The sequence below is a fragment of the Caballeronia sp. LjRoot34 genome, assembly GCF_964253815.1.
Classification (GTDB): Bacteria; Pseudomonadota; Gammaproteobacteria; order Burkholderiales; family Burkholderiaceae; genus Caballeronia.
Window position 1 is genome coordinate 735,506 of the sequence record NZ_CAXUSB020000001.1, and the last position, 11,792, is coordinate 747,297.

The following is an 11,792-nucleotide window of genomic DNA, read 5'->3' on the forward strand; positions in this document are numbered from 1 at the left end:
ATCGCCAGTGAAGATCAATTAACGCAACACCTGTACTACCCGAGTATCGACTGCTTCAAGCAACGCCACGCAAGACCAGCGCCCGTGCTAACGATAAAGGAGACGAAACAACATGAAACGCGCCAACTTCACCCTCAAGACCCTACCGATGCGCTCGCTCGCATTCGCCGCATTCGCCGTCGCCGCGATTGCACCAATTGCCACGAAGGCCGCGACCGTGACGATCGCGACGCTCAACAACCCGGACATGATCGAGTTGAAGAAGCTGTCGCCGGCGTTCGAAAAAGCGAATCCGGACATTCAACTGAAGTGGGTCATCCTCGAAGAAAACGTGCTGCGCCAGCGCGCCACCACCGACATCACCACGAACAGCGGCCAGTTCGACGTGATGGCGATCGGCACCTATGAAGCGCCGCAGTGGGGCAAGCGCGGCTGGCTCGCACCGATGACGAACCTGCCGGCCAATTACGATATTGACGACGTGGTGAAGACCGCGCGCGACGGCCTCTCGTATAACGGCCAGTTGTATGCGTTGCCGTTTTACGTCGAAAGCTCGATGACGTATTACCGCAAGGACCTGTTCGATGCCGCCGGCCTGAAGATGCCCGACCAGCCGACCTACGACCAGATCAAGCAATTCGCCGACAAGCTCACCGACAAATCCAAAGGCCAGTACGGCATCTGCTTGCGCGGCAAAGCGGGTTGGGGCGAGAACATGGCGTTTTTCTCAACCGTCGTGAATACGTTCGGCGGCCGCTGGTTCGACGAGAAATGGCAAGCACAGCTCAATACCCCGGAATGGCACAAGGCCCTCACGTTCTACTCGGACCTGCTGAAGAACGACGGCCCGCCGGGAGCCAGCTCGAACGGTTTCAACGAGAACCTGACGCTGATGTCGTCGGGCAAGTGCGCAATGTGGATCGACGCGACGGTGGCGGCGGGTATGTTGTACAACAAGGCACAGTCGCAAGTGGCTGACAAGATCGGCTTCGCGGCAGCGCCGGTCGCGGTCACGCCGAAGGGCTCGCACTGGTTGTGGTCGTGGTCGCTCGCGATTCCGAAGACCTCGAAGTCGCAGGACGCCGCGAAGAAGTTCGCGACGTGGGCTACGTCGAAGGAGTACATCGAACTGGTTGCGAAGGACGAAGGCTGGGCCTCGGTTCCCCCGGGCACGCGCAAGTCGACCTATGCCAATCCGGAGTACAAGAAGGCGGCACCGTTCGGCGACTTCGTGCTGAGCGCTATTGAATCGGCGAACCCGAACGATGCAACGCTGCAAAAGGTGCCGTACACCGGTGTCCAGTTCGTCGGGATTCCTGAATTCCAGTCGTTCGGAACCGTGGTTGGCCAGTCGATCGCCGGTGTGGTCGCCGGACAGACGACGGTTGATGCCGCGCTGACAGCCGGCAACGCCGCAGCGAATCGTGCCGTGAAGCAAGCCGGGTACCAGAAATAAGGGCTCAAAGCAGCAACTTGTTGCGCCTAACGTAGGACAGCGGGCCGCGCCGCTTCTGTGAAGAAGCCTGGCGCGCGGCCTGCGCATCATCGAGAGGTGACACGATCATGAGTCAACTTAATCCCCCCCTCACAGACGGTTACGCGGAATCCGCCGCAGCGCGCGACAAGAAGCGCGCGAAGTCGGTCCGCTGGCTCATCATGCCGTCGACCGCTGTACTGTTCCTGTGGATGGCCATCCCGCTCGCGATGACCATCTGGTATTCGTTCTCGCGATACAACCTGCTCAACCCCGATGTCAAAGGGTTTGCCGGGCTCGATAACTATGAATTCCTGGCCACCGATCCGGCCTTCCTGCCGTCGATTGTTCATACGCTGACGCTGATCGGATCGGTGTTGCTGATTACCGTAATTGGCGGCGTGCTGCTTGCCGTGCTGTTCGACCGCAAGTTCTATGGTCAGGGCATTGCGCGGCTGCTGGTCATTGCACCGTTCTTTGTCATGCCTACGGTCAGCGCGCTGATCTGGAAGAACATGATCTTGCATCCGGTGTATGGCCTGATCGCGGCGTTGATGCGGTCGTTGGGGCTTCAGCCGATCGATTGGTTTGGCGACTATCCACTCTTTGCTGTGATCGTGATTGTTGCGTGGCAGTGGCTGCCGTTCGCGTTCCTGATTCTCTTCACGGCGATCCAGTCGCTGGATCAGGAGCAAAAGGAAGCGGCGCGCATCGACGGTGCCGGCGCGTTCTCCATGTTCTTCTACATCACGCTGCCGCACTTGAAGCGCGCGATTGCCGTGGTGGTGATGATGGAAACCATTTTCCTGCTCTCCATCTTCGCTGAAATCTATACGACGACCGGCGGCGGCCCGGGCACCGCGACCACCATCCTGTCGTACCTGATCTACGCGCTCGGCCTGCAGCAATTCGACGTCGGCCTGGCTTCCGCCGGCGGCATTCTGGCGGTCGTGCTGGCGAACGTCGTTGCGTTCTTCCTGGTGCGCATGCTCTCGAAGAACCTGAAAGGGGAGTACGAATCATGAGCCATCCCGTTACCGCAACAACGTCCGTGCCGATCCTCGACACGCTCAAGCGCGGCGTGCTCGGTGTGATCGCGTGGCTGTTCGCGCTGCTGCTGTTTTTCCCGATCTTCTGGATGACCATCACGGCGTTCAAGACCGAGCAGCAGGCGTATTCGTCATCGCTGATTTTCACGCCCACGCTCGACAGTTTCCGCGAGGTGTTCGCGCGCAGTAATTACTTTGCGTTCGCGTGGAACTCCATCCTGATCTCGGTCGGCGTCACGGTGATCTGCTTGCTGTTCGCCGTGCCGTGCGCCTACGCAATGGCGTTTTTCCCGACCAAGAAAACGCAGAAAGTGCTGCTGTGGATGCTCTCGACCAAGATGATGCCGTCGGTCGGCGTGCTCGTGCCGATCTACCTGCTGTGGAAAAACACCGGCATGCTCGACACGGTGTGGGGTTTGATCGTCGTCTATACGCTGATCAACTTGCCGATCGCGGTCTGGATGTCCTACACGTACTTCAACGAAATCCCGCGTGACATCCTGGAAGCCGGGCGTATAGACGGCGCGGCGACGTGGCAGGAAATCGTCTATCTGCTGATGCCGATGTCGCTACCCGGGCTCGCGTCCACCGCGTTGCTGCTCGTGATCCTTTCGTGGAACGAGGCGTTCTGGAGCATCAACTTGTCGAGTTCGAACGCGGCGCCGCTAACGGTATTCATTGCGTCGTATTCGAGTCCGGAAGGTTTGTTCTGGGCCAAGCTCTCGGCGGCTTCACTGCTGGCCGTGGCGCCGATCCTGATTGTCGGCTGGTTATCGCAGAAGCAACTGGTGCGCGGCCTGACCTTCGGCGCGGTGAAATGAAGCTTAACCCGAGGTCGATCCAGTGAACCTGAACTTGTCCCAAGCCGGCGTACCGGACGCGCTCGCTCCAGCCGATGCCCTCGACGGGCATCTGCTGATCTGCGACTGCGACGGCGTATTGATCGACAGCGAAGCGATTGCGGGACGTGTGCTCGTGCAGCAGATGGAGGCGCTCTGGCCCGGCGTGGATGCCGAGCCGATCGTCACGCCGCTGCTCGGGCTGCGGATCGAAACGGTGCTGCTGCGCACGGCCGAAGCGCTCGGCCGGACGCTCGATTCAGCCCAGATCGATGCAATCCGGGTGGTCGTGGAAGCCGCGGCCGTGGAAGGGCCGGCAGTCGATGGAATCGAGGCCGCGCTGGCCGCGATTTCCTTGCGCAAGGCCTGCGCGAGCAACAGCTTTACGTCGTATGTGGAAGCCGTGCTGAGCCGCACGGGCCTCGTGCGGTTTTTCGGCGAGCGTCTGTTTTGCGCCGATAAAGTAGCAAACCCGAAACCCGCGCCCGACGTGTACCTCGCGGCGGCGCGAACTCTGAGGGTGGCGCCCGAACGCTGCGTGGTGGTAGAAGACAGCGTAACCGGCGTCACGGCGGCAGCGGCGGCGGGCATGACCGTGCTCGGTTTCGTGGGCGCCGGTCATGCAACTGAAGGACAAATTGATGCGCTGAAACGTGCTGGCGCAAGTGTCGTGTTCGACGAGATGGGACAACTCCCCGCGCTCGTTGGGCAGTGGCTGCAAAACGCAAGCTTCGAACTGCCGTGAGCCTCTTGCTCGCAGAAAACGAAGCCAAGTTAAAGACGGAGACTCCATCATGGCAAGCCTGAATCTGCGTAACATCAACAAGCGCTACGAAGAAACCGAAGTGATTCGTAGCGTGAACCTCGATATCGCCGATGGCGAATTCGTCGTGTTCGTGGGCCCAAGCGGTTGCGGCAAATCCACGCTGATGCGGATGATCGCCGGTCTGGAAGATATCAGCGGCGGCGACCTGATGATCGACGGCGTGCGCGTGAACGACGTGCAGCCGGCCAAGCGCGGGATTGCGATGGTGTTCCAGTCGTACGCGCTGTATCCGCACATGACGCTGTACGATAACATGGCGTTTGGCCTGAAGCTTGCCGGCACGAAGAAGCCGGAGATTGATGCAGCGGTCAAGCAGGCAGCGAAGATCCTGCATATCGATCATTTGCTCGATAGGAAACCTAAGCAATTATCAGGTGGCCAGCGTCAGCGGGTGGCGATCGGCCGCGCGATCACGCGCAAGCCGAAGGTGTTCCTCTTCGACGAGCCGCTGTCCAACCTGGACGCCGCGTTGCGCGTGAAGATGCGTCTGGAGTTTGCGCGACTGCACGACGAGTTGAAGACTACGATGATTTACGTGACGCATGATCAGGTGGAGGCCATGACGCTGGCTGACAAGATCGTGGTGTTGTCGGCGGGGAATGTGGAGCAGGTCGGAACGCCTAACCAGCTTTATCACGCGCCGCAGAACAAGTTCGTGGCGGGTTTTATCGGCTCGCCGAAGATGAATTTCTTTAACGCCGAAATTACGCAGGTGTTAAGCGATGGCGTGCTGGTGAAGTATGCGACAGGTGAGACCCAACTGACGGCGGTCGAGCCGGGTAGTGCGAAGGTCGGCGATTCGGTGACGGTCGGGATTCGTCCGGAGCATCTGCATGCAGGGACGGCGGCGACGGTGGAGCACGGGGTATCGGCGAAGACGATGGCCGTGGAGTCGCTTGGCGATGCCGCTTATCTGTACTCGGAGTCGACGGTGGCGCCGGAGGGGATCATCGCCAGGATTCCGCCGCTTGAGCGCCATTCGCGTGGGGAGGTGCTGAAGCTTGGCGCTTTGCCTGAGCATTGCCATTTGTTTAATGCTGATGGGATTGCTTATCAGCGGAAGATTGTTGAGGTGTTGTCGGCGGCGTAGGGGGGGCTCGCGCCGGTGGACGGGGGGGGCTTTGGCGAGTGGCGGGGATTTCGGCGTTAGTGGTCGGGGTTAATGCCGGGTTGCTGCTTTCGGTGTTAGTGGTCTGCGAGAGTCGGATTTTCTCTTTATCACTGTTAGCCACTGTGCGTGGCGGCACGTCATTTCTTTGTCCAAAGCGACAAAGAAACGAAGCAAAGAAAACGCTTTCAAACACGCTACCCTAAGTGTCCACAGCGTGCAGTTTCTATTCATAGGTGCCCCAAAAGCACGGTGCTCGCCAGAGCGAAGGATGTGTGAACCCCTCCTTCTCGCGAATTCTGACACGAACACGCTTCGCCCCGTACGCTCTCGGGCAAGCACCCTTGCCAAGGAACCCGCACGGCCTCACGCGTCTTTACTGCTTCATGTCTTCGTGGTTGACTGCTTGGTCTGTGCAGCTATTTTTGTGGGCGACGCAGCCTGATACGTATTAACAACTTCGTTTTGGTAAGTTGATCAGGCTGCTTCTACGGTTTTCTTCGTGGGTATGGCCCCACGCATTCTGCGGCTTCGTTTCTGGTGGGTTGGCCGTGTGATTCGTTATGCGTACAAATTCGGTGGTTGGTCGTCCGCGGATAGCGCGGGGTGCCCTTGGGCAGGTTCAATCACTGGTGGCGAAGCGTGTGGGTATCGGTGTTCGGAGAAGGAGGGGTTCACACATCCGTGGCTCTGGCGAGCACCGTGCTTTTGGGGCACCTATGAATGAAAACTGCACGCTGTGGACACTTAGGGTAGCGTGGTTGAAAGCGCTTTCTTTGCTTCGTTTCTTTGTCGCTTTGGACAAAGAAATGACGTGCCGCCACGCACAGTGGCTAATAGTGATAAAGAGAAAATCCGACTCTCGCAGACCACCACGGCCGAAAGCAGCAACCCGGCACTGACCCCGACCGCTAACCCCGAACCCGACCCAAACCCCGACCCCACCAGAATCCCGACCCCACCAGAATCCCGACCACCCTCAAGCGTCCAGCGCCGCCTGCGCACACAACTCATCCGTCACCAGCCCGGAAAGCCATTTCCCCTGCAACGCGGCGATCACCGCGTCACGCTTTCTCAACCCGCCCGCAAACCCTATAGTCGGCCGCTTCGGCGGGGCATCCAGCCGCAAACTCGTCACACGCTCGCCAGTCGTCGATTGCACCCGCACGCCTTGCGCATCAATCGGCAGCCCGAGCAACTCCGCCACCGCGCCGGCCTGCATCATCTCCTCCACCTCGGCGGTCGTGATAAACCCATCCTCATGCAACGGACAATTAATCCCAATATTACCAATCCCAATAAACGCGACATCCGCGTTCCCGGACAACGCATCAACAATCCGATACAACCGGTGATTACACCATTGCTCACGCTCGGCCCGGCTGTCAGCCATCAACGGCGCGGGCAACATGAAATGCTTGCCACCGGTCTTCTCGGAGAGGTGCTGCGCGACGTCATAGCGGTTCGAGGAGCCGTCCTGGGCAATAGCCCCGACCATCGACACCAGGCGGTGCTGCGGACGCTCCAGTTGCCCGATCTGCGCGACCACGGCCTTCAGGGTCCGGCCGGTGCTGATCGAAATCACCAGCGGTTTTTCATCGGTGAGATAACGCTCCATCACCTGTGCGCCCGCGACCGCCAGCTTGCGATCCACTTGCTCGGGCGAATCGCCGTCTATAGGCACGACTTCACACATCGACAAACCGTATCGCTTCGATAACTTCGCCGCCAGCGCAAGGCAATCCGCAATCCGATGGTCCACGCGTACACGAATCAGGTTCTTTTCCACCGCGAACGCGACCAGCCGCTGGGCGACGGGCCGTGAGATCTGCAGCTTCTCCGCTATTTCATTCTGCGTATTGCCCGCGACGTAATACAGCCACGCGGCGCGGGTGGCGAGATCGAGTTTTTCGTTGGACTTGGGCACGGTGGCTCGATGTCTGGTCGTTCGTGTCGAATATAAAGAGAATCGCGCGCCATAAAGGCATGCGAAAGATCGACATTGTGCACGCTCGGCGGCCGAGGGCAGAAACTCCCCCGGCCGCCTTTTAAACCATCACGCGAGCCGCGGACGCGCCGGATCGAACAACGGGCGCACGTGCCGATACAACTCGCGGAAACCCTTCAGCCGCTGCCGCAGAATCGCATGGCGTTCCGCGTTCGGGATGAACTCATCCTTCACGGGTGGCTTGGCAAGCACCACGGCCGGATCGCCGCCCGCCGCCAGCCAGCCAAGCCGTGCCGCGCCAAGCGCCGCGCCGGTCTCGCCGCCGCCGTGCGTGCGCGTGCGGGTGTTGAGGGCGTCGGCTAATAACTGGCCCCAGTACTTGCTGCGCGCACCGCCGCCCAGCAGCGACAGCGCGTGGACTTCCGTGCCGGCAGCCTGCAACGCGTCGAGGCCATCGGTCAGCGCGAGCGTCACGCCTTCAAGCACTGCATAACCGAGCAACGCGCGGTCGGTTGCGTGCGTCATGCCGAAGAACACGCCTTGCGCGTACGGGTCGTTATGCGGCGTACGCTCACCACTGAGATACGGCAGGAAGAGCGGCGCGATCTCAAGCGCAGCGGGATCGAGCGCGGCGATTTCAGCGAGCAACGTGGGTTCGTCGGTCGAGGTGAGCTTGCAGACCCAGCGAAGGCAACTCGCGGCCGATAACACCACGCTCATCTGATGCCACCGATCAGGAATGGCGTGACAGAACGCATGCACCGCCGACGATGGATTCGGCCGGAAGCGGTCGCCGACCACGCACAGCACGCCCGATGTTCCGAGTGACAGGAAACCATCGCCCGGTTCCGTCGCTCCGATACCCACTGCGCTTGCCGCGTTGTCGCCACCACCGGCCGCGACGATCACGCCATCGGGCAATCCGAGTTCGCGAGCGAGCGCGGGCAGCAGCGTGCCCGACGGCTCGCTGCCTTCGGCCAGTGCCGGCATTTGGGCGCGCGTCATGTTGCAGGCGGCGAGCAGTTCATCGGACCAGTCGCGGCGCGCGACATCGAGCCACAAGGTGCCGGCGGCGTCCGACGGATCGGATACTTTCGTGCCCGTCAGATGCAGCCGCAGATAATCCTTCGGCAGCAACACGCATGCCGTCCGATTGAAAATCTCCGGCTCGTTGTGCTGCACCCATAGCAACTTCGGCGCGGTGAAACCGGGCATCGCGAGATTGCCGGCGATTTCATGCAACTGCGACGCGCGCTCGGTCAACTCGTCGCATTCCTTGTCGCTGCGCATGTCGTTCCAAAGGATCGCCGGCCGCAGCACGCGATCTTCGGAATCGAGCAGCACTGCACCGTGCATCTGTCCCGACAAACCGATGCCGCGCACTTGCGCGAACTCCTGCGGGAATTTATCGCGTAAAGCGAAGAGCGCGGCGCGCGTGCCGTTCCACCAGTCGAGCGGATTTTGCTCGGACCAGCGGGGTTTCGGACGCGAAACGGTGAAGGGCGTGCCCGCCGTGCCGACGACATTGCCGTCGCTCGCCAGCAGGAGAACTTTTACTTCGGAGGTGCCGAGATCGATGCCTAAATACATGGACGAACCCTTGATGAAGGCTTAAAGCCACGGGAAACCGGAGGCGCTAATGTAGCGCCGCTGCCAGTGTTACGCCATTGGCAATAACACCGGACAGGCATGAAGATGAGTAAGCTGCTCAGGCCCGCGTGGCGAGCCAGGCATCGACACGGCCAAGCGCCGCGCGCAGCACGCGTTCCAGATCGGCGCTTTGCGCGAGGCTGCCCCAGAGCAGTTTATCGGCGACGAAAGCCTTCACCGGATCGTCCGCTTCGAAGAAAGCGTGCGCGGTGGCGGGGTCCATCACGCCGTCCTGGTACGCGTACGGCAGCTTGCCTTCGTGCCAGCGTTCGAGGAAGCGGAAGAACAGCGCGGGCAACATGGCAGTCGCGTTCGGATCGACGTGACGCGCAAAACATTCACGCAGAGTCGGCGCGATAAAACCGGGGATCTTGGAGAAGCCATCGGCGGCCACGCGTTGATTCGTATCCTGGATATACGGATTGACGAAGCGGTCGAGCACCACATCGCGGTACTTGGCCAGGTCGATCGGACTCGGCGACAGGCAAGGAATCACGTCTTCGGTGACGTAGGTTTCGGCGAGCGCGCGGATATCGGCGTCCTGCGTGCCTTCGTGAATGTATTGATGGCCAACCAGAGTCCCCGCCCATGCAATACAACTATGTGTTGCGTTGAGAATGCGGATTTTGGCTTCCTCGTACGGCAGTACCGAGTGAACCATTTCCGCGCCGACTTTTTCCCATGCCGGCCGCCCTGCAATAAATTCGTCTTCGATCACCCACTGGATAAACGCTTCGCCCATGACGGGGGCTTTATCGTCGAAACCGGTGGCGGCTAGCACGCGCTCGCGGACATCGGGCGTGGGGCGTGGCGTGATGCGATCGACCATCGCGTTCGGGCATGACGTATTCGCGATCATCCATTCGCGCAGCGCAGTTTCGCCGCGCAATTGGAGGAATTCGAGCATGCCGGCTTTAAATCGATCACCGTTGCTGCGCAGGTTGTCGCAGTTCTGCAGCGTCACCTTGCCCGCGTTCTGCTTCATGCGGGCGTCGAGAATAGCGGCGAGTGCGCCGTAGATCGTCGTGCGGGCGCCTTTCCGGTCGGCGGCCAGATCCGGATTCGCCGTATCCAGCTTATGGTGTTCATCGAGGTAATAACCGCCCTCGGTCACCGTGAACGACACGATCTTGCATTCGGGCGCAGCGCCCGCCGCCACAAGCGCGTTCAGGTCCGCCGCCCATGGCACGACCTTCGTGATCGAGCGGATGGTTTCATACGCGCGCTTGCCGTGCGGCGTGACGGTTTCCAGCGTATAGGTACCGTTCTGTGCGGCCAGCGCTTCCAGCACGGCATTCATGTCGCCGCGAATATTGCCGACCGTCAGCGACCAGCGCGTATCGCCGGATTCAATCAGCTTGTGCAGATACCACGCCTGATGCGCACGATGAAAAGAACCCGCGCCGATGTGCAGGATCACGTCGGCGGCTGCGTGGCTTTCGGTAGTCATGTCGTCCTTCCTTTGAACTGGATGCGCCTCATGCGGTGCCGGGCGCTGTGCTGTGTCTCGTTGTCGTCGAACGCGAAGTGGGCGCAGGGCCAAATCCGTGTTGCGTCGATCATTTGCTCGTTCTGTGAGCGAATGATCGTATTCGATTCGATGAAAGTCAAGGCACTACGCAGCATTTCGGTTTGCGTTTTTGCGTGGATTTTGGGGCTGTGGTTTGGATGGTTCGGCGTGACATGAAGGCTATTGCGGTGCACAAAATCTGACGCCTTGGTATCTATGGCATCGATTTGCGCTGCAGATTTCGATCGGCTTATGGCGGCGGATGCCAGTGGCGTGGTGTTGTTGATATATCGAGTCAGGCGGCGGTGGGGATTGAAGATCGGTCTGCGTATTGCGCGTCGAAGCGGCCGCACCGATTTTGTATTTGTTGAGTGAAGCTGCCGCGACGATTCCAGGCATCGTCATGCCTATTGAGGACAGGTTCACCGCCCGGTGAATTTTCGCTCGTAACGGTGGACGGATCTGGAGGGCCGTGGGGTCAGGAAGTGCGAACGCTCCTACCGTCCCCCCGGCCCAATCGCATGCGCCTCAAACGCGGGCCCTTGTACAAAACTCACATCGAATTGCTGCAGCGCTTCGAATTGCGCTTCGTCTCCGACGTGGCTAAATATGAGCGGAATCTTTAGCCGGTGCGCATACCCCACCAACGGCTTCACCACGGAATCCCTCAACGCCAAACCCGCATCCATCTTGATGAAATCCAGTCGAGCCATATCCGACACCGACATGATCTGCCCGGCATTGGGCAAATTCCCCGCGACCTTGAATCCATACTTCTGATAACTCTTCACGAGATACCCGAGGAACGTCCGATGCGCAACCGCCGCCGGCGGCAACTCAATCACGATCCGCGCCGGATTCAACCCAAACTCGATCAATACCGAAGAGAAGTGCTTGCCATGATCGTATTTCACGCTCTTCAGCAGACGCTCATGGACACGCAGGAACAGCAAACCCGGCCGCTGTGCGCCAAAAAAATTAAACGCGTGCAATGCGCGTGAGAGCCGGTCGAGTTCGACCAGCCTCGGGTCGTCGTCGAGTTGCGCGAACGGATCGAACGACGCGCCATCGGCAGTGAGGGTAAGCGCCTGGAAGCCGAGTTCATCGCCGAAACGCTCCGCACTTTCCACCGATGCCGTCAGCGATTGCGGCAAGCCTCGCGTGGTGACATCGAAGATAGGCTCATACGCGCTCGCCAGACAAAACCCTTCGTAAAACGCGATGGCCGTACTCGCGCTCGCTCCCTCGCCCATGACGATGCGCGCGCCGGGAAACGGATAGTCCGCTGCGCGAGAAACAAGTTGCTGGACGGTTGGGGCAATCATGAAGGGAAGGTGTGAGAGGTGTAGCGTCGATGGTAGCAGTGCCGCGCGTGACGCCTTGCACAA

The 11,792-nt window shown here is 60.1% G+C and carries 9 protein-coding genes; 5 read left to right on the forward strand and 4 right to left on the reverse strand.

Features of this window, described 5'->3' with window-relative positions:
* Nucleotides 1-112: 112 nt before the first annotated feature.
* The 5 genes from ACSQ36_RS03180 to ACSQ36_RS03200 all read left to right on the forward strand — a co-directional run bounded on the left by ACSQ36_RS03180 (nucleotide 113) and on the right by ACSQ36_RS03200 (nucleotide 5,278).
* Complete coding sequence (locus ACSQ36_RS03180; protein WP_436180878.1) at nucleotides 113-1,456, forward strand: ABC transporter substrate-binding protein; 1,344 nt, start codon at nucleotides 113-115, stop codon at nucleotides 1,454-1,456.
* Nucleotides 1,457-1,563: 107 nt separating this feature from the next.
* Nucleotides 1,564-2,499, forward strand: coding sequence for a carbohydrate ABC transporter permease (locus ACSQ36_RS03185; protein ID WP_213768679.1), 936 nt, complete (start codon nucleotides 1,564-1,566; stop codon nucleotides 2,497-2,499).
* Nucleotides 2,496-3,344 carry a carbohydrate ABC transporter permease gene (locus ACSQ36_RS03190; RefSeq protein WP_213768680.1) on the forward strand — a complete coding sequence of 283 codons (849 nt, stop codon included), beginning with the start codon at nucleotides 2,496-2,498 and terminating at the stop codon, nucleotides 3,342-3,344. Before ACSQ36_RS03185 ends, ACSQ36_RS03190 begins: the two co-directional genes overlap by 4 nt.
* Nucleotides 3,345-3,378: 34 nt before the next feature.
* Nucleotides 3,379-4,107: an HAD family hydrolase gene (locus tag ACSQ36_RS03195; protein ID WP_436183073.1), complete on the forward strand. Its 729-nt coding sequence runs from the start codon at nucleotides 3,379-3,381 to the stop codon at nucleotides 4,105-4,107.
* A 49-nt stretch (nucleotides 4,108-4,156) separates the two neighbouring features.
* Nucleotides 4,157-5,278: an ABC transporter ATP-binding protein gene (locus ACSQ36_RS03200; RefSeq protein WP_213768681.1), complete on the forward strand. Its 1,122-nt coding sequence runs from the start codon at nucleotides 4,157-4,159 to the stop codon at nucleotides 5,276-5,278.
* A gap of 997 nt (nucleotides 5,279-6,275) precedes the next feature.
* Here the strand turns inward: ACSQ36_RS03200 and ACSQ36_RS03205 are convergent.
* The 4 genes from ACSQ36_RS03205 to ACSQ36_RS03220 all read right to left on the reverse strand — a co-directional run bounded on the left by ACSQ36_RS03205 (nucleotide 6,276) and on the right by ACSQ36_RS03220 (nucleotide 11,729).
* Entirely contained in the window at nucleotides 6,276-7,223 is a 948-nt protein-coding gene (locus tag ACSQ36_RS03205; protein WP_213762306.1) for a sugar-binding transcriptional regulator, read from the reverse strand.
* A gap of 129 nt (nucleotides 7,224-7,352) precedes the next feature.
* A complete protein-coding gene (gene xylB, locus ACSQ36_RS03210; RefSeq protein ID WP_213762307.1) occupies nucleotides 7,353-8,834 on the reverse strand; it encodes a xylulokinase in 1,482 nt (493 codons plus the stop codon).
* 118 nt (nucleotides 8,835-8,952) lie between these two features.
* Complete coding sequence (dalD, locus tag ACSQ36_RS03215) at nucleotides 8,953-10,344, reverse strand: D-arabinitol 4-dehydrogenase (protein WP_436180879.1); 1,392 nt, start codon at nucleotides 10,342-10,344, stop codon at nucleotides 8,953-8,955.
* Between the two features lie 557 nt (nucleotides 10,345-10,901).
* A complete protein-coding gene (locus ACSQ36_RS03220) occupies nucleotides 10,902-11,729 on the reverse strand; it encodes an EAL domain-containing protein (protein ID WP_436180880.1) in 828 nt (275 codons plus the stop codon).
* Nucleotides 11,730-11,792 lie beyond the last annotated feature (63 nt).

Excerpts from the sequence above, each read along its gene's own strand:
- ACSQ36_RS03190 (WP_213768680.1), top strand. The coding sequence starts at position 2,496 with ATGAGCCATCCCGTTACCGCAACAACGTCCGTGCCGATCCTCGACACG.
- ACSQ36_RS03180 (WP_436180878.1), top strand. The coding sequence starts at position 113 with ATGAAACGCGCCAACTTCACCCTCAAGACCCTACCGATGCGCTCGCTC.
- ACSQ36_RS03185 (WP_213768679.1), top strand. The coding sequence starts at position 1,564 with ATGAGTCAACTTAATCCCCCCCTCACAGACGGTTACGCGGAATCCGCC.
- dalD (WP_436180879.1), bottom strand. The coding sequence starts at position 10,344 with ATGACTACCGAAAGCCACGCAGCCGCCGACGTGATCCTGCACATCGGC.
- ACSQ36_RS03200 (WP_213768681.1), top strand. The coding sequence starts at position 4,157 with ATGGCAAGCCTGAATCTGCGTAACATCAACAAGCGCTACGAAGAAACC.
- ACSQ36_RS03220 (WP_436180880.1), bottom strand. The coding sequence starts at position 11,729 with ATGATTGCCCCAACCGTCCAGCAACTTGTTTCTCGCGCAGCGGACTAT.
- xylB (WP_213762307.1), bottom strand. The coding sequence starts at position 8,834 with ATGTATTTAGGCATCGATCTCGGCACCTCCGAAGTAAAAGTTCTCCTG.